Source organism: Thauera sp. JM12B12 (assembly GCF_039614725.1).
Lineage (GTDB): Bacteria > Pseudomonadota > Gammaproteobacteria > Burkholderiales > Rhodocyclaceae > Thauera.
In genome coordinates this window covers 3,460,599-3,484,231 of the sequence record NZ_CP154859.1, presented here as the reverse complement: position 1 = coordinate 3,484,231, position 23,633 = coordinate 3,460,599, and the positions used below count along the sequence as shown (strand labels likewise).

Annotated in this window: 22 protein-coding genes; 9 read left to right on the top strand and 13 right to left on the bottom strand. The window is 69.8% G+C overall.

Annotated elements, in window-relative coordinates:
* The first annotated feature begins 31 nt into the window (after window positions 1-31).
* The 7 genes from AAG895_RS15795 (at window position 32) to AAG895_RS15765 (ending at window position 7,440) form a co-directional block, all read left to right on the top strand.
* Window positions 32-2,893, top strand: a complete 2,862-nt coding sequence (locus AAG895_RS15795) for a monovalent cation/H+ antiporter subunit A (protein ID WP_345792941.1) — start codon at window positions 32-34, stop codon at window positions 2,891-2,893.
* Window positions 2,893-3,309, top strand: coding sequence for a Na+/H+ antiporter subunit C (locus AAG895_RS15790; RefSeq protein ID WP_345792940.1), 417 nt, complete (start codon window positions 2,893-2,895; stop codon window positions 3,307-3,309). Before AAG895_RS15795 ends, AAG895_RS15790 begins: the two co-directional genes overlap by 1 nt.
* Window positions 3,306-4,826: a monovalent cation/H+ antiporter subunit D gene (locus AAG895_RS15785; protein ID WP_345792939.1), complete on the top strand. Its 1,521-nt coding sequence runs from the start codon at window positions 3,306-3,308 to the stop codon at window positions 4,824-4,826. The genes AAG895_RS15790 and AAG895_RS15785 overlap by 4 nt, the downstream gene beginning before the upstream one ends.
* Window positions 4,826-5,353 (top strand): Na+/H+ antiporter subunit E, encoded by a 528-nt coding sequence (locus AAG895_RS15780; protein WP_345792938.1) that lies wholly within the window; start codon window positions 4,826-4,828, stop codon window positions 5,351-5,353. Before AAG895_RS15785 ends, AAG895_RS15780 begins: the two co-directional genes overlap by 1 nt.
* Window positions 5,350-5,619, top strand: coding sequence for a K+/H+ antiporter subunit F (locus tag AAG895_RS15775; RefSeq protein WP_345792937.1), 270 nt, complete (start codon window positions 5,350-5,352; stop codon window positions 5,617-5,619). The genes AAG895_RS15780 and AAG895_RS15775 overlap by 4 nt, the downstream gene beginning before the upstream one ends.
* A gap of 12 nt (window positions 5,620-5,631) precedes the next feature.
* On the top strand, window positions 5,632-6,039 hold the full coding sequence (locus AAG895_RS15770) for a Na+/H+ antiporter subunit G (RefSeq protein WP_345792936.1): 408 nt from the start codon (window positions 5,632-5,634) through the stop codon (window positions 6,037-6,039).
* Between the two features lie 603 nt (window positions 6,040-6,642).
* The gene (locus tag AAG895_RS15765; protein ID WP_345792935.1) at window positions 6,643-7,440 is read left to right on the top strand and encodes a pseudouridine synthase; all 798 of its coding nucleotides are present in this window, start codon (window positions 6,643-6,645) and stop codon (window positions 7,438-7,440) included.
* Between the two features lie 521 nt (window positions 7,441-7,961).
* Here the strand turns inward: AAG895_RS15765 and mnhG are convergent.
* From mnhG to AAG895_RS15700, 13 genes are all read right to left on the bottom strand, one after another.
* Window positions 7,962-8,327, bottom strand: a complete 366-nt coding sequence (mnhG, locus tag AAG895_RS15760) for a monovalent cation/H(+) antiporter subunit G (protein WP_345792934.1) — start codon at window positions 8,325-8,327, stop codon at window positions 7,962-7,964.
* The gene (locus AAG895_RS15755) at window positions 8,324-8,695 is read right to left on the bottom strand and encodes a monovalent cation/H+ antiporter complex subunit F (RefSeq protein WP_345792933.1); all 372 of its coding nucleotides are present in this window, start codon (window positions 8,693-8,695) and stop codon (window positions 8,324-8,326) included. The genes mnhG and AAG895_RS15755 overlap by 4 nt, the downstream gene beginning before the upstream one ends.
* Complete coding sequence (locus tag AAG895_RS15750) at window positions 8,692-9,201, bottom strand: Na+/H+ antiporter subunit E (RefSeq protein WP_345792932.1); 510 nt, start codon at window positions 9,199-9,201, stop codon at window positions 8,692-8,694. The genes AAG895_RS15755 and AAG895_RS15750 overlap by 4 nt, the downstream gene beginning before the upstream one ends.
* Before the next feature lie 2 nt (window positions 9,202-9,203).
* Complete coding sequence (locus AAG895_RS15745; protein WP_345792931.1) at window positions 9,204-10,697, bottom strand: proton-conducting transporter membrane subunit; 1,494 nt, start codon at window positions 10,695-10,697, stop codon at window positions 9,204-9,206.
* A complete protein-coding gene (locus tag AAG895_RS15740) occupies window positions 10,694-11,161 on the bottom strand; it encodes an NADH-quinone oxidoreductase subunit K (protein ID WP_345792930.1) in 468 nt (155 codons plus the stop codon). The genes AAG895_RS15745 and AAG895_RS15740 overlap by 4 nt, the downstream gene beginning before the upstream one ends.
* Window positions 11,162-11,163: 2 nt before the next feature.
* Window positions 11,164-13,890: a hydrogen gas-evolving membrane-bound hydrogenase subunit E gene (gene mbhE / locus AAG895_RS15735; RefSeq protein WP_345792929.1), complete on the bottom strand. Its 2,727-nt coding sequence runs from the start codon at window positions 13,888-13,890 to the stop codon at window positions 11,164-11,166.
* A gap of 178 nt (window positions 13,891-14,068) precedes the next feature.
* Complete coding sequence (locus AAG895_RS15730; RefSeq protein WP_345792928.1) at window positions 14,069-14,284, bottom strand: hypothetical protein; 216 nt, start codon at window positions 14,282-14,284, stop codon at window positions 14,069-14,071.
* 238 nt (window positions 14,285-14,522) lie between these two features.
* Window positions 14,523-15,722 carry an ABC transporter permease gene (locus AAG895_RS15725; protein ID WP_345792927.1) on the bottom strand — a complete coding sequence of 400 codons (1,200 nt, stop codon included), beginning with the start codon at window positions 15,720-15,722 and terminating at the stop codon, window positions 14,523-14,525.
* A gap of 5 nt (window positions 15,723-15,727) precedes the next feature.
* Window positions 15,728-16,936: an ABC transporter permease gene (locus AAG895_RS15720; protein WP_345792926.1), complete on the bottom strand. Its 1,209-nt coding sequence runs from the start codon at window positions 16,934-16,936 to the stop codon at window positions 15,728-15,730.
* The gene (locus AAG895_RS15715; protein WP_345792925.1) at window positions 16,933-17,664 is read right to left on the bottom strand and encodes an ABC transporter ATP-binding protein; all 732 of its coding nucleotides are present in this window, start codon (window positions 17,662-17,664) and stop codon (window positions 16,933-16,935) included. The genes AAG895_RS15720 and AAG895_RS15715 overlap by 4 nt, the downstream gene beginning before the upstream one ends.
* Window positions 17,665-17,918: 254 nt before the next feature.
* Window positions 17,919-19,055 (bottom strand): efflux RND transporter periplasmic adaptor subunit, encoded by a 1,137-nt coding sequence (locus tag AAG895_RS15710; protein WP_345792924.1) that lies wholly within the window; start codon window positions 19,053-19,055, stop codon window positions 17,919-17,921.
* A 13-nt stretch (window positions 19,056-19,068) separates the two neighbouring features.
* Entirely contained in the window at window positions 19,069-19,959 is an 891-nt protein-coding gene (locus AAG895_RS15705) for a restriction endonuclease (protein ID WP_345792923.1), read from the bottom strand.
* 423 nt (window positions 19,960-20,382) lie between these two features.
* Window positions 20,383-22,122 carry a glutamine--tRNA ligase/YqeY domain fusion protein gene (locus tag AAG895_RS15700; RefSeq protein ID WP_345792922.1) on the bottom strand — a complete coding sequence of 580 codons (1,740 nt, stop codon included), beginning with the start codon at window positions 22,120-22,122 and terminating at the stop codon, window positions 20,383-20,385.
* A gap of 191 nt (window positions 22,123-22,313) precedes the next feature.
* Between AAG895_RS15700 and crcB the strand changes: the two genes are divergently transcribed.
* Window positions 22,314-22,697 (top strand): fluoride efflux transporter CrcB, encoded by a 384-nt coding sequence (gene crcB, locus AAG895_RS15695; RefSeq protein WP_345792921.1) that lies wholly within the window; start codon window positions 22,314-22,316, stop codon window positions 22,695-22,697.
* Window positions 22,698-22,809: 112 nt separating this feature from the next.
* Window positions 22,810-23,478 carry an OmpA family protein gene (locus tag AAG895_RS15690; RefSeq protein ID WP_345792920.1) on the top strand — a complete coding sequence of 223 codons (669 nt, stop codon included), beginning with the start codon at window positions 22,810-22,812 and terminating at the stop codon, window positions 23,476-23,478.
* The last annotated feature ends 155 nt before the right edge of the window (window positions 23,479-23,633 follow it).

Below are 23,633 nucleotides of genomic sequence, written 5' to 3'. Positions count from 1 at the left end.
GCAATCACCCCATTCCTCGCCGGATGCCCAGATGAGTCTCGTCCTGATCGTGCTGTTGCCCTTCATCGGTGCCCTGTTCCCGGCCTTGATGATCCGTGCCGGCCGCAGCGCCTGCGCCACCAGCACCTTCGCGTTCACCCTGCTCGCCTTCGCCTTGCTGATGTCGCACGTGCCCGCGGTGTTTCGTGGCGAGATCGTCTCCGCGAGCTGGGACTGGCTGCCTGCGCTCGGCCTGCAGGCGAGCTTCTTCCTCGACGGACTGGGCCTGTTCTTCGCCGGGCTGATCCTCGGCATCGGCATGCTGATCATCGTCTATGCGCGCTTCTACCTCGCCAAGGACGACCCGATGGGGGTGTTCTACACCTACCTGCTGCTGTTCCAGGGCGCGATGGTGGGCGTGGTGCTGTCGGACAACATCCTGCTGCTGCTGGTGTTCTGGGAACTGACCAGCCTGTCGTCGTTCCTGCTCATCGGCTACTGGAAGCACCTGCCCGAAGGCCGCCAGGGCGCGCGCATGGCGCTCACCGTGACCGGCGCCGGCGGGCTGGCGATGATCGCCGGCATGCTGATCCTGGGCGACATCGCCGGCTCCTACAATCTCACCGACATCCTGCAGAACCGGGAGGCGATCCAGGCTTCGCCGCTGTATGTGCCGGCGCTGGTGCTGATCCTCGCCGGCTGCTTCACCAAGAGCGCGCAGTTCCCCTTCCACTTCTGGCTGCCGCACGCGATGGCGGCGCCCACGCCGGTGTCGGCCTACCTGCACTCGGCGACGATGGTGAAGGCGGGGCTGTTCCTGATGGCGCGCATGTGGCCGGTGCTCGCCGGCACGCCGGAATGGTTCTACATCGTCGCCACCACCGGCCTGGTGACCATGCTGGTGGCGGCCGGCATCGCGCTCTTCAAGGACGACCTCAAGGGCCTGCTGGCCTATTCCACCGTCAGCCACCTCGGCCTGGTGACCATGCTGCTCGGCTTCGGCACGCCGCTCGCCGCGGTGGCGGCGGTGTTCCACATCCTCAACCACGCCACCTTCAAGGCCGCGCTGTTCATGAACGCCGGCATCGTCGACCACGAGGCCGGCACGCGCGACATCAAGCGCCTCGGCGGCCTGCTGCAGCTGATGCCGATCACGGCGACGATGGCGATGGTGGCGGGCGCGTCGATGGCCGGGCTGCCACCGCTGAACGGGTTCATCTCCAAGGAGATGATGCTGCACGAGGCGGTCGACACCGCCTGGCTGGGCAACGGCTGGGTGGTCGCCGCGCTGGCGACGCTGGCGGCGTGCTTCTCGGTGGCGTACTCGTTCCGCTACATCGTGCATGTGTTCTTCGGCGCGCGCCGCGACGACTATCCGCGCGCGCCACACGACCCGCCCGCCGGCATGTGGCTGCCGCCGGCGCTGCTGGTGGTGCTGGTGGTGGCGATCGGGCTGTTCCCCGACACGGTGGCGGGGCCGCTGGTGGCGGTGGTCTCGCGTGCGGTCACCGGCGGCGCGCTGATGGATTACCACCTCGCGCTGTGGCACGGTTTCACCCCGGCGCTCGCGCTGTCGGCGGTTGCCGTGGTGGTCGGCCTGACTGCGCTGGCCGCCTATCGCCGCGTGCGCGCGCTCTGGCAGGCGGGGCCGCACCCGGAGGCGAAGGCGATGTTCGATGGCTTCATCGCCCGCGCGGTGGCGGCGGCGGAGCGTCTCACCCACGGTCTGCACAACGGCTCCCTGCAGCGCTACCTGGCGTTTGCGCTCGGCGCGGTGACCCTCGCCGGCTTCGTCGCCTTCTTCAACGCGCCGCATGCGGCGGGTTCGCGCGAACTGCTGCCGGCCGCGCCGGCGGCGATCGTCGCCTGGGTGCTGTTGGTGGGCGGTTGCGCGCTCACCGTGATGCTGTTCCGCCGCCGCGTGCTGTCGGTGCTGATCGTCGGCACGGTGGGCCTGATCGTGTGCGTGGCCTTCATCTACCTGTCGGCGCCCGACCTCGCGCTGACGCAGATCTCGGTCGAGGTCACCACGGTGATCCTGATCCTGCTCGCGCTCTATTTCCTGCCCAAGGAGGGGCCACACAGCTCCTCGGTGCGCGCCGATCCGCTGCGCCACCTGCGCGACGGCGTGCTCGCGACCATCGCCGGCCTCGGCATGGCCGGGGTGAGCTGGGCGATGCTGACCCGCGACGGCACCTCGCTGTCGCACTACTACCTCGAGAACGCGGTCTCGGGCGGCGGCGGCACCAACGTGGTCAACGTGATCCTGGTGGATTTCCGCGGCTTCGACACCTTCGGCGAGATCACCGTGCTCGGCATCGCCGCGCTGACGATCTACGCCCTGCTCGACGGCACCCTGTTCGGCCGCGTCGGCCGCCGCCTGAGCGCCTGGTCGCCCGACATGCCGCAGTCCGCCGATCGCCACCCGATGATCATGGTGGTGGCCACCCGCGTCATGCTGCCGCTGGCGATGCTGGTCGGCGCGTACATCTTCCTGCGCGGGCACAACCAACCGGGCGGGGGTTTCATCGCCGCGCTGGTCGTGTCCATCGCGCTCATCATGCAGTACATGGCGAGCGGCTTCGGCTGGGCGGCGCGACGGGTGAGCGTGAACTACCACGCCATGATCGGCGCCGGCGTGCTCGTCGCCGCAGCGACCGGCGTGGCTGCGATGGTGCTCGATCAGCCCTTCCTCACGTCCACCTTCGGTCATTTCCATCTGCCGCTGGTGGGCGAGTTCGAGCTCGCCAGCGCGATGGCCTTCGACACCGGGGTCTTCCTCACCGTGGTCGGCGCGGTGATGCTCGCGCTCGCCAACCTGTCGCGCATGGGGCGGTGGACGAGTTCGTGCACGATCAACAAGTCGGCGATGGACGTCGACCCCAGCGCCACCGCCCGCAAGGAGCACAGCTGATGGAATTCCTCGTCGCCAGCGCCATCGGCGTGATGACCGCGGCCGGCATCTACCTGGTGCTGCGCGCGCGCACCTTCCCGGTGGTGATCGGACTGTCGCTGATCACCTACGCCACCAACCTGTTCCTGTTCGCCACCGGCCGGCTGGCGATCAACCAGCCTCCGGTCATCTCGCCCGCTGCCGCCGCCTATATCGACCCGCTGCCGCAGGCGCTGGTGCTGACCGCGATCGTGATCTCCTTCGGCATGACCGCGGTGATCGTGGTGATGGCGCTGCGCGCCTATCTCGAGACCGGCAACGACCACGTCGACCTGCCGGGCGATGCCTCGCCCGAAGCCAGCGACGACGACTGGAAGCTGCGCGGCCGCAAGCAGGCAGCCGGGCCGGGGGCGAAGAAGGGCGGGGCGCGCGCATGAACCACGCCCTGATCCTGCCCATCCTGGTGCCTGCGGTGGTGGGCGCGCTGCTGGTCATCGCGGCGCGCTTCGACCGCGTGCTCGCGCGCGTGTTCTCGATCGCCTCGATGCTGGCGATGCTGGCGATCGCAATCGGCCTCTTCGTCGCCGCCAGCGACGGCGGCGTGCGCACCTACGCGCTCGGCGCATGGCCGGCGCCCTTCGGCATCGTGCTCGCGCTCGACCGCCTGTCGGCGCTGATGCTGCTGCTCGCCGCGGTGCTCGGCCTGGGCGTGCTGCTCTATGCAACCAGCGGCTGGGACCTGCGCGGCAAGCATTTCCACCCGCTGTTCCAGTTCCAGCTGATGGGTATCAACGGCGCCTTCCTCACTGGCGACTTCTTCAACCTGTTCGTGTTCTTCGAGATCCTGCTCATCGCCTCCTACGGCCTCATGGTGCACGGCGGCGGCGGGCTGCGGATGAAGGCGGGTGTGCAATACGTGGTCACCAACCTGGTCGGCTCCTCGGTGTTCCTGATCGCGGTCGGCCTCATCTACAGCGTCACCGGCACGCTCAACATGGCCGACCTGGCGGTGAAGGTGCCGCAGGTGGCGGCGGCCGATCAGGCGCTGCTGCAGACCGGTGCGGTGTTGCTGCTGCTGGTGTTCGCGGTCAAGGCCGCGCTCGTGCCGCTGCACTTCTGGCTGCCCGGCACCTACGCCAATGCGCCCGGGCCGGTTGCGGCGCTGTTCGCGATCATGACCAAGGTCGGTGCGTACTCGATCATCCGCCTGTACGTGCTCGCCTTCGGTGCCGATGCCGGCGAGGCGGCCTGGCTGGCGGCACCCTGGCTGCTGCCGGCGGCGCTGGTCACGCTGGTGCTGGGCATGACCGGCGTGCTCGCCGCGCGCAGCCTCGGGCAGATGGCGAGCTTCGCGGTGATCGGCTCGATGGGCATGCTGCTTGCCACCGTGGCGGTGTTCACCGAGCAGGCCACGAGCGCGGCCCTGTTCTACCTGATCCACTCCACGCTCGCCGCCGGCGCATTGTTCCTGATCGCCGACCTCGTCGCCGAGCGCCGCGGCCTGCTGCGCGACCGCCTGGTGCTCGCGCCACGCTTCGCCCAGGGCGGACTGATCGGCGCGCTGTTCTTCGTCGCCGCGATCGCCATGAGCGGCATGCCGCCGCTCTCGGGCTTCGTCGGCAAGCTGCTGGTGCTCGACGGCGTGCGCGCCTCGGCGCATGCGGGCTGGTTCTGGACGCTGATCCTGGCGACCTCGCTGATCGCCATCGTCGGTTTCTCGCGCGGTGGCAGCCTGCTGTTCTGGAAACCGCACGCGCAGCCCACGGCACCGGCCTCCGGGCGCGCTGGGGACACGCTCGGCTTCGTGGCCGTGGGCGGGCTGCTCGCCTGCCTGGTGGCGCTGACCGTGTTCGCGGGCCCGGTGCACGCCTGGCTGGAGACGACCGCCAGGCAGCTCTATGCGCCGGCGGCTTACATCGAGGCGGTGCTCGGCGCCGCAGGAGCGTTGCGCTGATGGCCGTCCAACACCCTCCGACCGACTCGCGCAGCCGCCTCGAGCGCTGGCTGCCGCATCCCTGGCTCACCCTCGTGCTGGTGCTGTTGTGGATGCTGCTCCTCAACGACTTCAGCGTCGGGGGGCTGCTCGTGGGCACGGTGCTGGCGGTCGTGATTTCGCGTCTGACCAGCCAGTTCTGGCCCGAACGCCCGCCGATCAAGTCCTACCGCAAGGCGCTCGCCTACCTTGGCGTGCTGGCGTGGGACGTGGTGGTGGCCAACCTGCAGGTGACCCGGCTCATCCTCTTCCGCCGCGCGCGCGAGCTCGAGGTGCGCTGGGTGGTGCTGCCACTCGAGCTGCGCTCGCCCGAGGCGATCACCGTGCTCGCCGGCACCATCACGATGACGCCCGGGACGGTGTCCTGCGACCTGTCCGCCGATGGCCGCAGCCTGCTCGTCCACTGCCTCGATGCGCCCGACGCCGAGGACGCGGTGCGGCAGATGAAGGAGCGCTACGAGGCCCGTCTCAAGGAGATCTTCCCGTGATCGAACACGCGCTTCATTTCGGCTTCGCCGCGATCTCGCTCGCGCTGCTGCTCAACCTGTGGCGCCTGCTGCGCGGCCCCACGCTGATGGACCGCGTGCTCGCGGTCGACACCATGGTGATCAACGTCATCGCCCTCATCATCCTGTTCGGCATCCAGCAGCGCACCACGATCTTCTTCGAGGCTGCGCTGCTGTTCGCCATGTTCGGCTTCATCGCCACCGTCGCCTACTGCCGCTTCGTGCTGCGCGGCGACGTCATCGAGTGAGCGGGGCACGCCATGACATTCCTTCTTGAACTGCTCGTCTCGGTGCTGATCGTGCTCGGCGGTCTCTTCGCCCTGGTGGGCTCCGTCGGCATGGTCAAGCTCCCCGACCTGCTCACCCGCCTGCATGCGCCGACCAAGGCCACCACGCTCGGCGTCGGCGGCGCCCTGGCGGCCTCGATGGTGTATTTCGCCGCCTTCGAGGGCGACCTGTCGATCCACGAGGTCCTGATCACCGCCTTCCTGTTCCTGACCGCGCCGATCAGTGCGCACTTCATCGCCAAGGCCCACCTGCACGAGCACGCCGAGCTGCGCGAGGGCCTGCCGCCCACCGGCCGCCCCCATGGCTGGAGCACCTTCGAGAGCCTGCCCGGCGACGGCGAGGACGACGGTGGCGACGACGCGCGCGCCGCGCACCACTGATGCCTCGCGCGCGGTGAGCCGCGGCCGCGGGGCTGATTGGGCGATAATGCGGCCTTGAACAGCCAGGGGACGCTCTTGAACACGATTCGCCGAAACCCGCCCAAGCCCGCACCGTCGACGCTGCGCGGCACGCTCAAGTTGCGCACGCGCGAGGCCGGCGAGCCCGACGAGGCGGACCGGACTCCTGCGCCGGTGGCCGACGCGCCTGAGCGGAGCAAGGCGGAGGTGCAGCGAACCAGGCCCGCCGAGGCGCCGCGCGCTGGTCGTGGCGAGGCGCCGCGTACCGGTCGCAGCGAGAGGCCGCGCGAGGAGCGCGGCGACGCAGCAGGCGGCGCGCGCAGTGACGCACCGCGCGCTGCAGGTCCCGGAGCGCCGCGCAGTGTGCGCTCCGATGCACCTCGTGGATCACGGTCCGAAGGCGGCCGGCCCGCGCGCGGGGAGGCGTCGCGGCCCGAGCGCAAGGAGGCTACGCGTCCAGCGCGGGCCGAGGCGCCGCGTACAGCTGGCGGCAAGGCCGCCGATGGCTCGCGCGGCAAGGGGCGCGATGCCACCCGCGCCAAGGTGGAGGATGTCGCCCCTGCGGTGCCCCGCGGAGGTGTCCGCGTGAAGGCCTCCGAGACCGCTCCCCGCGCTGTGCCGGGGCGTGCTTCCGCTGAGGATCGGGTGCCGCCCGAGGGCGTGCGCCTGTCAAAGGTGATGGCCGAGCGCGGCATCTGCTCGCGCCGCGAGGCCGACGAGTTCATCGAGCGCGGCTGGGTCTTCGTCGACGGCAAGCGGGTGTCGGAGCTGGGGGTGCGCATCGACCCTGACGCGCGCATCACGCTTGCGGCCGAGGCCACCCGCACCCAGCAGCAGCGCGTGACCATTCTGCTGCACAAGCCGGTGGGCTACGTATCCGGCCAGCCGGAGCCGGGCTATGCCCCCGCGGTGAGCCTGGTCGGCGCCGACAACCAGGCCGACCGCGAAAGCGCGCAGCGCTTCCATCCCAGCCACCTGAAGAACCTCGCCCCTGCCGGTCGCCTCGACATCGATTCCACCGGGCTGCTGGTGCTGACCCAGGATGGCCGCGTGGCGCGCCAGCTCATCGGTGATGACTCCAAGGTCGAAAAGGAGTACCTCGTGCGTGTCGAGGGTACGCTGGCCGAAAATGGCCTGACGCTGCTCAACCATGGCCTGTGGCTGGATGATCGCCCGCTGCGCCCGGCGCAGGTGGAGTGGATCAACGACGACCAGTTGCGCTTCGTGCTGCGCGAGGGGCGCAAGCGTCAGATCCGGCGCATGTGCGAGCTGGTCGGGCTGAAGGTGGTGGGTCTGAAGCGGGTGCGGATCGGGCGCGTGAAGCTGGGTGATCTGCCGCTGGGGCAGTGGCGCTTCCTGCGTGAGGATGAGCGCTTCGGGTGAGGGGGTTTTCAGGGGTGCTGGAGCTTGGCGGATGGTGGTTGAAGGCGAAAAACCGCTCAGCTTGGCGGCTCGCTGCGGGGACGCGCACGGGGTGTTCCTTCCGTGGCTGCGGATCTCGCCGTCGCTGCGCTCGGCTCGGACAGTCCTCGCCCCTTCAGGAACACCCCGCACGCATCCGGGAATCGTGGGTGCAGATCAACGGAAAGCAGAACACTGAGTCTGAGGCTCCGCCGCAGCCCCCACCGCAAGAGAGCAAAGCGTCAGAGATCGATGGTTCTTGGGCAGTCGAGCGGCAACCACGGTAGCCGGGGATGTGTGGGGTATTCGTGAAGGGGCGAGGACTGTCCGAGCGAGGAATCGAGTGAGTTCCGCAGCCCCGGAAGGAATACCCCGCGCGTCCCCGGCGGACTTTCCGCATCCCATGCGGCGTTCGGTTAGAAAGCACGCCGAGTCTGCGCCCTTGCCCAGGAGCAATCCCAAGAAGCTGATGAACGCTCGCGAGCGGACCTTCGCGCGAGGCCTCATGTTTTCGCCGAATCCGTAACGTCTTTCGCCCGCTCCTCTTCAGCCAGCGCATCCCCCAGCGCCCCCGTCACCGGTGTGATCCCCGCCCGATGTGCGGCGCGCGCCATGGCGTGTGCGGCGAGCGGGGCGGTGGCCAGGAGCACGACGAGGGCGAACACCGCGGCGAGCGCGAACGCGCCTTCGCTGGCGGCCGCGACCCCGGCCAGAATCATCGCCGCGCCGAGCGCGCCGGCCTTGCTCGCCGAGTGCATGCGCGTGTAGCTGTCGGGCAGGCGCAGCACGCCGATGGCGCCGATCAGGCCGATCAGGGCGCCGCCGAGCAACAGTGCCGCCGACAGCCAGGGCAGCATGCCGCCGCTCATGGCCGCTCTCTCGGACTACGCGGACTGACCGCCGCCGGCTCGATTGCCGGCGGACGCGGGTCGGGCCAGGTCACCGCCTCGTCGGGACCGCGGCCGCGCCGGCGGAACATCAGGATGAAGGCGGTCGTGCCGAGGAAGGATACGAGGGCAAGCACCACCGCCGCGTCGAGCAGCATCGGCTGAGCGCCCCACACCGCCAGCAGCGCGATCACGCCGATGCCGATCATGGTCAGCGCGTCGATCGCCACCACGCGGTCGGTGGCGCGTGGTCCGCGCACCAGTCGCGCGAGGATCAGCAGCGCGCTCAGCCCCTGGAGCGCAAAGGTGAGCGGCAGCACCCAGGCTGCCCCGGCAATCTCGTTCATCATGCGTCGTCCCTCCAGGGGTCCGCTCCCGAAGCGGGTTCGCCTGCCTCCAGCCAGCGCAGCAGGCGGCGCTCGATCGCGCGCACGCCGGCCTCGACCGCATCGGCGTCGCGTGCGTCCAGTGCGTGGACGTACATCACACCCGAGTCGGGGGCGTAGTCGAGCGCCATCGTTCCGGGCGTCAGCGTCAGCAGGCAGCCGAGCAGGGTGGCGAAGCGCGCGTCCCGACGCGCAAGGCGCAGGCGTACCACCGCTGGCTGCGGATCCACCCGGCGGCCGAGCACCACGCGGGCGACGTCGATGCTGGCGCGGAAGACCTCGCCCACGAACCAGAACGCGAACGCGGTGCCGAGCTCCAGCCGGCGCAGGTAGCGGCGGATGCCGATGAGGTCCATCGCCAGCCGCAGGGCCACGTAGCTGAGCAGGAAGGCGGCCGCCACGCCGAGCGGGCTGAGCGCATCGGCGAAGGCGGCCAGGCCCACCGCCAGCAGGATATGTACGCCGAGCATGCTCAGTTCCCTCCCGCGCGGATGACCGCTTCGATATAGCCGCGGGGGGTCGCGAGTTGCTCCGCCGCCGCCACCGCATAGTCCATAACCGGGCCGGCGGCGAGACCGATCGCCACCGTCATCGCCGCGAGCGCCGTCACCGCCCACACCGCCGGGCGCAGTCCGGCCGCGCTGCGGGCGCCCTGCGCGCCGGCCGGATGCGGCTTGAGGAAGGCCTCGTTCCAGATCTTGCTCATCGACAGCAGGGTGAAGATGCCGGTGACCAGCGCCACCGCGGCGGCGATCCAGGCGCTCGTGTCCAGGCTGGCCTTGACCAGCACGAACTTGGCCCAGAACCCCGACAGCGGCGGGATGCCGGCGAGCGACAGCGCGGGAATGGCGAACAGCACCGCCAGCCAGGGCGCGCACGCATACAGCCCGCCCATCGCCGCCAGCCGCTCCGAACCGGTCAGGCGCGCGGCGATGCCGCCGATGAAGAACAGGTTGGCCTTCACCACGATGTGGTGGATGAGGTAGAACACCGCGCCGGCGAGCGCGAGCGGGGTGGCGAGCGCGAGGCCCAGGATCATGTAGCCGACCTGGCTGACGATGTGGAAGGACAGGATGCGCCGCACCTCGACCTGGGCCGCGGCGCCGAGCACGCCGATCAGCATGGTCGCGCAGGCGACCCACAGCAGCACCTCGTGGGCCACCCCCGCCTGCGGCCAGAACAGGGTGACGATGCGGATCAGCGCATACACGCCGACCTTGGTGAGCAGGCCGGCGAAGAGCGCCGAGATCGGCGTCCATGCGACGTGGTAGGAGGCCGGAAGCCAGCCGAACACCGGGAACAGCGCGGCCTTGATCGAGAACGCGGTCAGCATCAGCACCACCGCCGCGTGCGCCGTCGCCGGCACCTCGCCGGCGGCAAAGGCCTGCGCCAGCAGGGCCATGTTGAGGCTGCCGCTCGCGCCATAGAGCATGCCGGCGGCGAGCAGGAACATCATCGTCGCCACGAGGTTGAGCACGACGTACACCACGGTGCCCGACAACCTGCGCTTGCCCCCGCCCAGCACCAGCAGCGCGAAGGAGCCCACCAGCAGCACCTCGAACCAGACGTAGAGGTTGAACACGTCGCCGGTGACGAAGGCACCGCACACGCCGACGAGCAGGCCATGCACCAATGGATGGAAGTCGCGCCCGCGCGCCGGGTCCTCGTCGCGAGCGAGCGCGAACACGATGGTGGCGGTGCCGACGATGCCGGTGATCGCCACCATCACTGCCGACAGGCGGTCGATGACCAGGGTGATGCCGTAGGGCGCGGCCCAGCCGCCCGCCTGGCTGGCGAGGATCTCGCCCTGCGCCGCCAGCCCCACCAGGGCGAGGCCGGCGGCGGTGAGCGCGAGCGCACCGAGCAGGCTGAGCGCAGCCACCAGGCGCGGGGCGCGGCGAGCGAGCAGGGTCGCCACCAGGGTGGCGAGCGGGATGATCAGCGGCGAGACGACGAGTGCGTTCATGTCGTGCCGCCCTCGTGTGCCGCCGGCGTGCCCGCGGTGCTTGGCGCCCGTTTGCCTCCGGCCGTGCGTCGGCCCGCGTCAGCGCCTGCCGGCACCGGGGGGGCGGGCAGGTCGGGCGATGGCTCCTCGGCGACCGCGGTGATGCGGTCGGTCTCGACGTTGTCGTGCAGTTCCCAGCTGCGCTTGAGGACCGCGAGCGCGAACACGAAGAGCGCGAAGCCGATCACGATCGCGGTCAGCACCAGCGCCTGCGGCAGCGGGTTGGCGGCGAGCGCGGGGGCACCGGCCTCGGTGACGAAGGCTGCGGCGCGACCGTCCAGGCGCCCGGCGGAAAACACCGCCAGATTCACCCCGTTGCCGAGCACGATCACACCGAGCACCACGCGCAGCAGTCCGCGGTCGAGCATCATCCAGATGCCGATCGCGACCAGCACGCCGACGGTGATCGAAACGATGATTTCCATCTTCAGGCCTCCCGCTCGAGCAGGCGCAGGAGCATGTGCAGCACCGCGCCGAGCACGGTGAGGAACACGCCGACGTCGAACAGCAGGGGCGTGCCGAGCGGCAGCCCTGCGGGGAAGATCCAGTTGCCGGTGAGGAAGGGCTCGCCGTGGATGAGCCCGATCATGCCGGCGAAGGTGGCGATGCCGAGCCCGATCGCCAGTACCGCGACCGGCGGCAGGGGCAGCACCGCGCGTGCGCGCGTGGTGCCGAAGGCGAGCGCCAGCAGCACCGCGGCGCAGGCTGCCACCAGGCCGCCGATGAAGCCGCCGCCGGGCAGGTTGTGGCCACGCCACAGCAGCATCAGCGACACCAGGGCGAGCAGGGCCGACAGCGGCAGGATGCCCTGGCGCAACAGCACCGAGCCGAAGTCCGAGCTACCCTCGGCCGCGCCGCGCCCCGGCTTGCCGCTGGCGAGCAGGCTTGCGGCCGCGAGTCCGGCGAGGCCGACGACGAGGATCTCGCCCAGGGTGTCGAGCGCGCGGAAATCCACCAGGATCACGTTCACCACGTTGGCGCCGTGCCCTCCGGGCAGGCTGTTGTCGAGATACCAGCGCGCGATGTCGCCGGGCAGCGGCTGGCTCACCGTCATCAGCATCATCGCCGCCACCACCGTGCCGATCAGGATCGCAACCACGGCGTGGAAGCGCTTCGCCGCCGGCTTGCGCGAGCCCACCAGCTGCGTCGGCGGCAGGCGGCGGAGCACGAGCGCGAGGAAGATCACGGTCAGGGTCTCGACCATGAGCTGGGTGATCGCCACGTCGGGTGCGCGCGAGGCGAGAAAGAACATCGCCATCCCCAGCCCGCTCGCGCCCAGGGTGGCGACGAGCGCGACGCGGCCGGGCATCACCGCCGCCGCGGCGGCGCCGGCGATCGCGAGCAGGCAGCCGAGCACGGCGGCGAGGTTGATCGCGCTGGTGACCTCCGGCCAGACGAGGTCGTCGCCGGTCGAGGCGATCAGCCCGATCAGCGCGAAGCCGGCGATCGCCAGCACCAGCGCGCTGATGTGCTGGCGCAGCGAGCCGTGCTGGAAGCGGTCGGCGACCCGGGTGGCGAACGCGAAGACGCGCTTCAACAGGCGGTCCCAGATCATGTCGCCGCTCACCCGCCACAGCACCCGCCACAGCGACAGGCGGCGGCGCAGGCGGGTGCGCTGCAGGTAGAAGAAGACGCCCAGTGCCACGGTGAGCAGGCTGGCGAGCAGGGCCGGGGTGAAGCCGCCCCAGAGGTAAAGGTTCACCGGCACCGTGCCGCGCGAGATCGCCTGCACTGCGGCGTCGATCAGCCACAGCTCGGCGAGGTTGTTGAAGGCGCCGAACACGAAGCCGCCGATCGCCAGCAGCATCGGCCCGATCCACATCGGCAGGCTGACCTCGTGCGGCGCGTGCGGGTAGCGCCCCTCCCTGCCGAGGAAGGCGCGCACGAAGACGAGGCCGGCCGCGGTCAGCAGCAGCGCGTTGGTGAGGATCATCACTGCTGTGGTGATCCAGCCCGCGAGGCCGAGCGCGATCAGGCCGGCGTAGGTGAACTCCTTGGCGATGAAGCCGAAGAAGGGCGGCAGGCCGGCGTTGGAGAAGGCGGCGAGCGCGACCGCGAAGCCGGTCAGCGGCATGTAGCGGAGCAGCCCGCCGAGGAGTGCGATCTGGCGCGTGCCGGTGGCGTGGTCGATCGAGCCCACCGCCATGAACAGCGCCGCCTTGTAGAAGGCGTGTGCCACCAGGTAGATCGCGAAGGCCTGCAGGCCGTAGTGGGTGTTGGTGCCCAGCAGCATGGTGAGCTGGCCGAGCACCGTCACCGTGGTGTAGGCGAGCACGCGCTTGAGGTCGGACTGGCGGATGGCCAGCACCGCGCCGACCAGTGCGGTGGCGGCGCCGATGCTGATCAGGATCGTGCTCCAGGCGATCGAGTCGCCGAGGGCCGGATTGAGGCGGGCGAGCAGATACACGCCGGCCTTCACCATCGTCGCCGAGTGGAGGTAGGCCGATACCGGCGTGGGCGCCGCCATCGCATTCGGCAGCCAGAGGTGGAAGGGCAACTGGGCCGACTTGGTGAAGGCCCCGATCAGCACCAGGACGAGGATCGCGGGGTAGAGCGCATGCCCGGCGATCGCCTCGCCCGACAGTCCGGAGAACTGCCAGCTGCCGCCGACCGTGCCGAGCAGGATCAGGCCGGCGAGCAGCGCCAGCTCGCCGCCGCCGGTGATCAGCAGGGCCTGCAGCGCCGAGCGGCGGGACTCTGCCTTGTCGTGCTGGAAGGCGATGAGCAGGAAGGAGGTGACGCTGGTCAGCTCCCAGAACACGAACATCACGATCAGGTCGTCGGCCAGCACCAGGCCGAGCATGGCCGCCATGAAGCCGAGCAGGTAGGCGTAGAAGCGGCCGAGGTGATGGTGGTCGGAGAGGTAGGCGCCGGCATAGAGGACGATCAGGGTGCCGATGCCGGTGATCAGCAGCGCGAACAGCAACGACAGGCCGTCGAGGCGGAAGGCGAGCTCGACGCCCAGCGCCGGTACCCAGGCGAGGGTCGAGGAAATGACGCCGCCGGCAGCGACGGCGGGCATCTGAGTCAGAAAATGGACGAAAGCGGCAAGCGGCGCTAGGGCGAGCAGCCACCCGGCGCGCTGATCCAGCCGCGCGGCAAGAGGCGGCGCCGCCAGCATGGCGAACGCGATCAGTCCTATGCTGGCCAGCACGGCGCACCCTCGCACGGCAGATTCATGGTCGTCCCCCCGAAAGAATGGGCGCCGACCGCTTCGCGCGTGGCGCCCGTGTTTCTATTTAGGGAAAACTGACCGCTCTGGCTGGCTCAGGTTCCTGCGTCAGTGGCCGACCTTCTCCTCGCGATGTACGCCGAAGCCCTTCTGCGAAGGCTCAGTGCACCGCCGCGCCTGCGCGCGGCTGGCCGTGGGGGCCGACTTCCGGATGGGCTTCATAGAGGCCGCTCTGGTGGGCGAAGCAGGCGGCGAGCGGGCACTCCTGCCCGGGTGGGCAGCCGTGTTCGCAAGCGCATTCCTTGCGGGTTTCGTCCAGCAGCACCATTTGATGCATGGCTTCGCAGCGGGCGATGGGGGCGTCGAACGTGCACATGATGGTCTCCTCGGTATTGCCTTGCGGTGCGGTGCCTTGTGCGCCGTACCGTGATCGATTTCACGCTGAACTTGATTTCAATCTAGTTTGTTGCATGAAAAATGCAGGGGTAGTTGAAGGAGGGTTGACCTGGGTCAACACCTTCGCGCTGTGTGCGCTTGCGACAGAGTGTCGGCATTTCGCAACGCGTGCCGGGACGCCCTGGGTTCGCGCGCACGCCAACGGACCCTGCAGTCCCTCACTCGGCCCGCAGCGCCTCCACCGCATCGAGCCGTGCCGCCCGTCGCGCCGGCAGCACGCCAGCGGCCAGGCCGACCACCAGGGCCACCCCCTCGGCGGCGAGGGCGAACTGCCAGGGCGTGGCCACCGGCATCGCCGGCACCAGCAGTCCGACCAGCTGCGCGAGCCCGGCGCCTGCGAGCAGGCCGAGCAGGCCGCCGATGCCGGCGAGCACCACTGCCTCGCCGAGGAAGAGCGCGAGGATGGTGCGCCGGCGCGCGCCGAGTGCGACCAGCAGGCCGATCTCGCCCGTGCGCTCGGTGACCGCGATGCTCATGATCGTGACGATGCCCACGCCGCCCACCACCAGCGAGATGCCGCCGAGCGCGCCGACTGCGGCAGTGAGGATGTCGAGGATGTTGGACAGCGTGGCGAGCATGTCTTCCTGCGTGAGCAGGGAGAAGTCCTCGCGGCCGTGGCGGGCGATCATCAGCTGCCTGACCGTCGCGGCAACGCGTGCGGCGGAGGCCTCCGGGTCGTAGGTCAGCGCGATCTCCATCAGACCGTCGCGCTGGTAAAGCGCCAGGCCGCGCACCACCGGGATGTAGGCGGCATCGTCGAGGTCGATGCCGAGGAACTGACCCTTCTCCTCCATGATGCCGACCACGCGGAAGCGCTCGGCGCCGATCTCGACGCGTTCGCCGAGGGCGTTGGCGCTGCCGAAGAGCTCGCGCTTGAGCTTGGGTCCGAGCACCACGAAGGCGCGTGCGCTGGCGGCCTCGTCGGGCGGCAGGAACTGGCCGACGCTCACCCGCATCGAGTACACCTCCTGCATCTGCGGGCCGACGCCTAGCACGGTGGCCCGCCGCACCCGGCCCTGGGCGCGGACCTCGGCGTTGCCGCTCACCGAGCCGCTGACGTGGCGGACATGGGGCAGGCGGGCCAGGGCCTCGGCGTCGTCCAACGTGAGGTCGCGCGCGGTCGAGGGCAGGCCGGGCGGACCGCCGCGTGCGCCCTGGCGGCCGGGGTGGATGTTGATGACGTTGGTGCCGAACTGGCTGAACTCGGCGAGCACGAAGCGGTTGAGGCCTTCGCCGATCGAAGTGAGCAGGATGACCGCGGCGATGCCTACGCCGATGCCGAGCAGGGTCAGGAAGCTGCGCAACCGGTGCGCCGTGATCGCGCGCAGGGCGAGGTGGAGGGCGTCGCGCCAGCGCATGCTCGCTACCGTCTGGACAAGGCTTGCACCGGATCGAGCCGGGCGGCGCGGCGTGCGGGCAGCACGCCGAACAGCACCCCGGTGCCGAGCGCGGTGGCGAGCGCGGCGATCACCGCCCAGTCGGGCGGCCATGCCGGCAGATCGGGAAAGGCCAGGCGCACGCCCCAGGCGCCGGCGTGGCCGAGCGCGAAACCGAAGAGCGCGCCGGCAAGCGACAGCAGCGCCGCCTCGGCCAGGAAGGCTGCGCGGATGGTGCGTGCGCGCGCGCCCAGCGCCTTGAGCAGGCCGATCTCGGCGGTACGCTGGGTGACCGCGACCAGCATCACGTTCATCACCAGGATGCCGGCGACCGCGAGGCTGATGGCGGCGATGCCCGCCACGCCCAGGGTGAGCGCGCCGAGGATGCGGTCGAAGGTGCCGAGCAGGGCGTCCTGGGTGATCACGGTGAAGTCGAGCTCGCCGTCGCGCCGCGCGCGCAGGTGTTCCTCGATCTGGCGTTGCGCGGCCGGCAGTGCTTCGCGCCCGCGGGCCTCGACGAAGATGCGGAACAGCCCGCTGGTGTCGAACATCGCCTGCGCGGTTGCCACCGGCACCAGCACCAGCTCGTCGGTGGTCATGCCCAGCCCGCGCCCGGACGGCGCGAGCACGCCGATCACGCGCAACCGGGTGTCGCCGACGCGGATCATGCGGCCGACCGCGTTCTGGCCCGGGAACAGTTCCGCGCGCAGCGCGTCACCGATCACCGCCACCGCCGAAGCGCGGTTGAAGTCCTCGCGCGGCAGGAAGCTGCCCTGGCCTAGCGCGAGGCCGCGCAGCTCGAGGAAGTCGGTGCTGGTGCCGACCACCATGACCTCGCGCAGCCGGCCGCCGACTGCGATCTCGGCGTTGCCCACCGCGAGCGGCGCCACGCGCTGTACCAGCGATAGTCGCAGCAGTGCCGCGGCGTCCGTGTTGGTGAGCTCGCGCGGGGTGCTGCTGACGAAGCTGCCGGCATTGACGCCGCCGGTCTCGGTGCGTCCGGGCAGCACGATCAGGAGGTTGGCGCCGAGCGCGGAGAATTCGTTGACCACGTAACGCCGGGCGCCATCGCCGAGCGCGGTCAGCACCACCACCGCGGCGACGCCGATCGACATCGCGAGCATCATCAGCGCGGTGCGCAGCGGCCACGCGGTGGCGGCGCGGGTGGCGAAGCGCAGGGTGTCGGCGGGGCTCATCGCGGCGGCGGGGCGGAAACAGCGCCAGGGGCTTCGGGCGCTGCCGCCGCGGCCTGCAGGTCCTGCCGGATCGCGCCGTCCTCCATCAGGATGCGGCGGTGCGCGCGCTCGCCCATCGCCGGGTCGTGGGTGACGACGATCAGCGTGGTGCCGGCGGCGTTGAGCGCCTCGAGCAGCGCGGTGACCTCGTGGCCGGTGGCGCGGTCGAGGTTGCCGGTGGGTTCGTCGGCGAGCAGCACCGCCGGCCGCATGATGGTGGCGCGCGCGATCGCGACGCGCTGGCGCTGGCCGCCGGAGAGCTCCTCCGGGCGGTGGTGGGCGCGTCCGCCGAGGCCGAAGTCCTCCACCGCCTGCGCGATACGCGGTTCGCGCTCGGCGACCGGGAGACCGGCGAGCACCAGCGGCAGGCCGATGTTCTCGGCCGCGGTGAGGCGGGGGACGAGGTGAAAGCTCTGGAACACGAAGCCGATGCGGGCGCTGCGCACGGTGGCCTGCTCGTCTGGCGAGAGCGTGGTGACGTCGCGGCCTTCGAGCCGGTAGGCGCCGGCGTTGGGGCGGTCGAGCAGGCCGAGCAGGTTGAGCAGCGTGGATTTGCCGGAACCCGATGGCCCCATGACCGAGACGTACTCGCCGGCCTCGATGCGCAGCGTGATGTCGCGCAGGGCGTGCACCGCGCTGTCGCCGAGCTTGAAGATGCGGTCGATGTGATCGAGTTCGATCTGGGCCATGGTGTGTTTCCGGGTCGGGCTCAAGGCCTTGGCGTTTCTGTTGTTACGTGGGCGGATTCAAACCTTCTTCGCTTTACGGCTCGCTGCTGCGGATGCGCACGAGGTGTCCCTTCCGGGGCTGCACCGCTGCGCGGTGCTTTGCGGAGGGTACGCAAATGAGCGCCATCGCTGCGCTCGGCTCGGACAGTCCTCGCCCCTTCAGGAATACCCCGCGCGTCCCTGGCGGATCGTCGCCCTGTTCCCGTCAGGTCCCCTTACGGTTGGACGACCACCGTCGCCCCAGGCCGCACCCCCTCCCGCTCCAGCGATGTCACCACCCGTTCCCCCTCCGCCAATCCCGATACCACCTCCGTGAATTCCCAGTTCGCGACCCCGGTCTGCAGCGTCCGCTCGACCAGCGTGTCGCCTTCCACCACCAGCACCTTGCCACCCTCGCGCAAGGCGCCGGTCGGAATCCGCAGCACGTCCGCACGCGTCGCCAGCACGATCTCCACGTCCGTGCTGTAGCCCACCAGCATGCCGCGCGCGTCGTCCTGATTCACGAAATCCACGTCTACCGCCACCGTGCGTGCCTGCTTCTCCACCGCGGTGATGTAGGGCGCCACCCGGCGCACCGTGCCCGCGAACACCTTGCCGGGGACAGCCTCGAGCGTGATGCGCACCGGCAGCCCGGGCTGGATCTTCGGTGCGTCGATCTCGTCCATCGGCGCCTTCACGTACAGGCAGGAGTCGTCGATCAGGTCGATCGCCGGCGGCATCGGCACGCCGGGCGGCGAAGGGGTGGCGTACTCGCCGAGCTCGCCGCTGATCTTGGCCACGGTGCCGGCGAAGGGGGCGACCAGCACCAGGCGCTGGCGATCCGTTTCGGTGGCCACGAGCTGGGCCTCGACGGTGGCGACGTCGGCCTGCACGGTGTCGCAGGCGGCACGGCGCGCGCGTGCGTCGGTGCGCGCCTTCTCTTCGGCGCTGGCGGAAACGAAGCCGCGTTTGACCAGTTGCGCCTGACGGGCTGCCTCGCGCTCGGCGTTGGCCGCCATCGTGCAGACCTCATGCACGCGCTGGCGCGCGGTGGCGAGCTGGGCACGGGCGACCGCCGCGCGTGCGTCGAGGTCGCCATGCCAAAGCCGCATCAGCACCTGCCCGGCCTCGACGCGATCGCCTTCCTCCACCCCCAGCCACTCGATGCGCCCGCCGGCGATGGTCGCCATCTTCGCGCGCTGGCAGGCCTCGACCTCGCCGGCGCGGGTGTTGGTCAACGTGGCCTCGACCGTGCCGCGGGCCACCTCGTGCACCACCACCTCGACCGGCTTCGGGCGGGTCATCCACCAGATTCCCGCGCCCACCAGCGCGGCGAGGAGGGCGAGCAGGAGAAGGGGGCGCAGGGTCTTCATGGAGGGGGGGCGTTTAGAGGTCGTCGAAGAAGTCGGTGTCGAGGCGCTTCAATTCGATTTTGCGCTTCACCGACACGCCGACGTTGTGTTCGACCGCGAGCCGGGCGAGCTCTTCGCCATCGATCAGGACCAGCCGAAGGTGGGGCAATTCGACCGCACGCCTTGCGTCTTGCGTAAATCGACTGGTGGTGACGAAGACGCCGCGGTTGGCTCCGTGCTTTGCGAGTGCGCCGAGGAATCCGTTGATGTCCGGGCCGCCCACGGGTGCATCCGCCCAGCGCTTCGCCTGCAGGTAGATGCGGTCGAGCTTGAGCCGGTCCTCGTAGATCACGCCGTCGATGCCTCCGTCGCCGGAGCGCCCGGTCACTTCGCCGACGCCGTACCCCATGGCGGCCAGCAGGCGGACGACGAAGCGCTCGAAGCTTGCCGGGTTGATCGACCGAAGCTGGGTGAGGACTTCCTGCTCGAGCGCGTCCTGGATCTCTGTCAGCATTTCCTCGATCCGCTCTTCCGGGGTCAGTGCCTCGTCTGCTCTCGCATCGACCGCCTCCGTCGCGTTGGGTGCAGTGGCGGCCTTCCAGCTCCCCATCCCGCGTGCTTCGAAGTATTTCCGATCGAGCTGGAGTGGGAGCTCAGGTAGCTGGTTGCGACCCTTGTCCGAGATCCTGAACAAGCCACGACCGCAGCTTTCGATGAGCCCTGTCTTGTTGAGATCGCTTTTCGCCCAACCAACCCGGTTCAGGTAGCGCGGATAGCCACTGGGGAGGGTTTCGGACAGATCTTCGTCGCTGAGCTGCAATCGTTCTGCAAGCTCTTGTGACGCTTCTCGTAGGTTGCGAGGACGTCCGTCGGCGACGAGGTCGAGCAGGGGGCGAATGAGTTCGTGGTACTTCGGGACGGTCATCGTGGGGGTGCCTCAAGCCTGCGCGAGGGATGCGTGCGTGGAGTTCCTTCCGGGGCTGCGGAACTCGCTTCGCTCGGACAGTCCTCGCCTCTCCAGGAACCCCACGCACGCATCCAGGAACCGATTTCGCCGGCCGACCCGCAGAAAAGATCCCATCAGGATCCTGTTCTGTGCCGATGGAACCCCATGGCGTGAGCCGGGGATGCGTGGGGTGTTCCTGGCGCAGGCGAGGACTGTCCGAGCCCGAAGGGCGAGTTCCGCAGCCTGCAGAAGGAATGCCCCGCGCAGCCCCGGCGGATTCCTTGCGCCGGGCGCGGTAAAGGCAGTCCGCCCGACCCGCTCGAGGGGCCCGACCCGATGTGCGAGCGAGGTGGCCATCACGTCGGTCGAACCCTTCGTCGCCATCGTCGCTCTCCTGTCAGATCAAGCCTGCTTACCGCCCTTGGCCCACGAATCCTTCAGCGTGACCGTGCGGTTGAACACCGGCGCGCCCGGCTTCGAATCGACGCGGTCGGCGACGAAGTAGCCGTGGCGTTCGAACTGGAAGCGGTCTTCCGGCTGGGCCGCCTTGAGCGCGGGCTCGAGGTAGGCCGTGATCACGCGCTTGCTGTCGGGGTTGATGTCGTCGAGGAAGTCGCGCTCGGCGTCGGGCGCGTCGCCTTCGCGGCGCTGGCCGGGGTGGGGGTGGGCGAAGAGGCGGTCATAGATGCGGACCTCGGCCTCGTAGCCGTGCGCCACCGACACCCAGTGCAGGTTGCCCTTGACCTTGTAGTTGTCCGCGCCGGGGGTGCCGGACTTGGAGTCGGGCATGTACTCGGCGAGTACCGCGGTGATGTTGCCGGCGGTGTCCTTCTCGCAGCCGGTGCACTTGACCACGAAGCCGTAGCGCAGGCGCACCATGTTGCCCGGGTAGAGGCGGTGGAAGCCCTTGACCGGCTCCTCCATGAAGTCCTCGCGCTCGATCCACAGCTCGCGCGAGAACGGCATGTCGCGCTTGCCCAGCTCGGGCTTGAGCGGATGGTTCGGCGCCTGGCACAGCTCGGAGGCGCCTTCGGCGTAGTTGGTGATGACCAGCTTCAGGGGGTCGAGCACCGCGACGCGGCGCTCGGCGGCCTCGTTGAGGTCGTCGCGCATGCATTCCTCGAGCACGCTCATGTCGATCCACGAGTCGGCCTTGGACACGCCGATGCGCTCGGCGAAGCGGCGGAAGCCGGCGGCGGTGAAGCCGCGGCGGCGGGCGCCGATCAGCGTCGGCAGGCGCGGGTCGTCCCAGCCGGCGACGTGGCCTTCATTGACGAGCTGGATCAGCTTGCGCTTGGAGAGCACGACGTAGGTCAGGTTGAGGCGGGCGAACTCGATCTGCTGCGGCAGCGGGCGCGGGAAGTGGCCTTCGGTGGCGAGCGCATCCAGCAGCCAGTCGTAGAACGGGCGCTGGTCCTCGAACTCGAGCGTGCACACCGAGTGTGTGATGTTCTCGATCGCGTCCTCGATCGGGTGGGCGAAGGTGTACATCGGGTAGATGTGCCAGGCGTCGCCGGTGCGATGGTGGGTGGCGTGGCGGATGCGGTAGATCGCCGGGTCGCGCAGGTTGATGTTGGGGCTCGCCATGTCGATCCTGGCGCGCAGCACATGCGTGCCCTCGGCGAACTCGCCGGCGCGCATGCGCGCGAAGAGCTCGAGGTTCTCGGCGACGCTGCGGTTGCGATAGGGGCTGTCCTTGCCCGGCTCGGTCAGCGTGCCGCGGCTGGCGCGCATCTCCTCGGCCGACTGCGAGTCGACGTAGGCCTTGCCGGCCTTGATCAGGCTCTCCGCGCAGGCGTACATGCGGTCGAAATAGTCCGAGGCGAAGTACAGGTGCTCGCCCCACTCGAAGCCGAGCCACTGCACCGCCTCGATGATGGCGTCGACGTACTCCTGCTCTTCCTTCTCGGGGTTGGTGTCGTCGAAGCGCATGTGGCAGACGCCGCCATAGGCTTCGGCGAGGCCGAAGTTCAGGCAGATCGACTTGGCGTGGCCGTAGTGCAGGTAGCCGTTGGGCTCGGGCGGGAAGCGCGTCTCGACGCGGCCACCCCATTTGCCGCTGCGCTGGTCCTCGTCGATGATGTTGCGGATGAAGTTGGAGACGACGGGGGCTTCGGCGGCGGGGGATTTTTCGGGTTTCATCTGGAATTCGGGCTTGGAAAGAAGCGGCCTCGGGCCGGTATGCGCAATGCCCGGATTGTAGCCCATCGACCGCCGGCCTTCGGCGCGTGGCACACCGGCTGCGGGCGGTGGCGGACGCACTGGTTAGAATGGCGCCATCGCGCGCGGGCGGTCCGCGCACGGCGCCGAGGACGGGGCATGGAGGCGTGGGGATGAGTTTCGCGGCATTTGCGGCGGTGGGCGCGGGGGCGGCCTGCGGCGCCTGGTTGCGCTGGGGGCTGGGGGTGTGGCTGAACCCGGCATTCGCGCTGGTTCCGCTCGGCACGCTGGTCGCCAACCTGCTCGGGGGGCTGCTGATGGGGCTCGCGCTCGGGGCGGTACAGGCCTGGCCGGCGCTGCCGGCGGCGGTGAAGCTGCTGATCACCACCGGCCTGCTGGGCGGGCTCACCACCTTCTCGACCTTTTCCGCCGAAGCTTTTCACCTTCTGCAACGCGGTGCGCTTGGCTGTCTCGGCTTGCACGTCACCGCGCACGTGCTCGGATCGGTGTTGATGACCTGGGCGGGCTATGCGCTCTTCAATGCGCTGCGCGCCTGAAAACCGCGCCGCGTGGGCGATTCCGTCATTTTCTGTTGCACACGAATGGGCTAGAGTGAAAGCGCAGCGCGGCCATAATCGTCCATCCCGCAACTCAACGGAGGCAAACAACATGAAGAAGATCATCGTCACCCTTTCCGCAGTGTCCCTCGCCATGGGCGGTCTGGCAGGTTGCGCCAACATGTCCGAGACGCAGCGTGACACCGGCATGGGGGCAGCCATCGGCGCGGTCGCGGGCGGCCTGATCGGCGCCGCCACGGCCGGTGGCAACAAGGGCAAGAGCGCTGCAACGGGCGCAGCGATCGGTGCCGCGCTCGGTGCGGGCGGCGGCTACCTGTGGTCGCAGAACATGCAGAAGCAGCGCGCAGAGATGGAGCAGGCGACCGCCGGCACCGGCATCGGCATCAGCCAGACGGCGGACAACCAGCTCAAGGTCGACATTCCGGCGGACGTCTCCTTCGACGTCGGCCGTTACGCGATCAAGCCCAACATGCGTCCGGTGCTCGATCGCCTGGCGTCCACGCTGAACCAGCACCCGGTCACCACCGTGACCATCATCGGCCATACCGACAGCACCGGTTCGGACGCGGTGAACGATCCGCTGTCGATCAACCGCGCCGCGGCCACCCGCGACTATCTGGTGCAGCGCGGCGTGTCGGCGCAGCGCATCGCGATCGACGGTCGCGGCTCGCGTCAGCCGGTGGCGGACAACTCGACCGCGGCGGGGCGCGCGATGAACCGCCGGGTGGAGATCTTCATCGCCGAGCCGGCGCAGCGCTGAGTCTCACGGCGAGGACAAGCCCGGTCCGGGTTCGCCCGGCCGGGCTTTTTTACGCCCATGGTTTCATGCGGAGCGGGCTTGTGGGAGCGGGCTTGGGGAGCGGGCTTGCCCGCGAAGCTGCGCGCTGCATTCGCGGGCAAGCCCCGCTCCCACGG

Excerpts from the sequence above, each read along its gene's own strand:
- AAG895_RS15795 (WP_345792941.1), top strand. The coding sequence starts at position 32 with ATGAGTCTCGTCCTGATCGTGCTGTTGCCCTTCATCGGTGCCCTGTTC.
- AAG895_RS15790 (WP_345792940.1), top strand. The coding sequence starts at position 2,893 with ATGGAATTCCTCGTCGCCAGCGCCATCGGCGTGATGACCGCGGCCGGC.
- AAG895_RS15785 (WP_345792939.1), top strand. The coding sequence starts at position 3,306 with ATGAACCACGCCCTGATCCTGCCCATCCTGGTGCCTGCGGTGGTGGGC.
- AAG895_RS15780 (WP_345792938.1), top strand. The coding sequence starts at position 4,826 with ATGGCCGTCCAACACCCTCCGACCGACTCGCGCAGCCGCCTCGAGCGC.
- AAG895_RS15770 (WP_345792936.1), top strand. The coding sequence starts at position 5,632 with ATGACATTCCTTCTTGAACTGCTCGTCTCGGTGCTGATCGTGCTCGGC.
- mnhG (WP_345792934.1), bottom strand. The coding sequence starts at position 8,327 with ATGAGCGGCGGCATGCTGCCCTGGCTGTCGGCGGCACTGTTGCTCGGC.
- AAG895_RS15755 (WP_345792933.1), bottom strand. The coding sequence starts at position 8,695 with ATGATGAACGAGATTGCCGGGGCAGCCTGGGTGCTGCCGCTCACCTTT.
- AAG895_RS15750 (WP_345792932.1), bottom strand. The coding sequence starts at position 9,201 with ATGCTCGGCGTACATATCCTGCTGGCGGTGGGCCTGGCCGCCTTCGCC.
- AAG895_RS15745 (WP_345792931.1), bottom strand. The coding sequence starts at position 10,697 with ATGAACGCACTCGTCGTCTCGCCGCTGATCATCCCGCTCGCCACCCTG.
- AAG895_RS15740 (WP_345792930.1), bottom strand. The coding sequence starts at position 11,161 with ATGGAAATCATCGTTTCGATCACCGTCGGCGTGCTGGTCGCGATCGGC.
- AAG895_RS15730 (WP_345792928.1), bottom strand. The coding sequence starts at position 14,284 with ATGTGCACGTTCGACGCCCCCATCGCCCGCTGCGAAGCCATGCATCAA.
- AAG895_RS15725 (WP_345792927.1), bottom strand. The coding sequence starts at position 15,722 with ATGCGCTGGCGCGACGCCCTCCACCTCGCCCTGCGCGCGATCACGGCG.
- AAG895_RS15720 (WP_345792926.1), bottom strand. The coding sequence starts at position 16,936 with ATGAGCCCCGCCGACACCCTGCGCTTCGCCACCCGCGCCGCCACCGCG.
- AAG895_RS15715 (WP_345792925.1), bottom strand. The coding sequence starts at position 17,664 with ATGGCCCAGATCGAACTCGATCACATCGACCGCATCTTCAAGCTCGGC.
- AAG895_RS15710 (WP_345792924.1), bottom strand. The coding sequence starts at position 19,055 with ATGAAGACCCTGCGCCCCCTTCTCCTGCTCGCCCTCCTCGCCGCGCTG.
- AAG895_RS15705 (WP_345792923.1), bottom strand. The coding sequence starts at position 19,959 with ATGACCGTCCCGAAGTACCACGAACTCATTCGCCCCCTGCTCGACCTC.
- AAG895_RS15700 (WP_345792922.1), bottom strand. The coding sequence starts at position 22,122 with ATGAAACCCGAAAAATCCCCCGCCGCCGAAGCCCCCGTCGTCTCCAAC.
- crcB (WP_345792921.1), top strand. The coding sequence starts at position 22,314 with ATGAGTTTCGCGGCATTTGCGGCGGTGGGCGCGGGGGCGGCCTGCGGC.
- AAG895_RS15690 (WP_345792920.1), top strand. The coding sequence starts at position 22,810 with ATGAAGAAGATCATCGTCACCCTTTCCGCAGTGTCCCTCGCCATGGGC.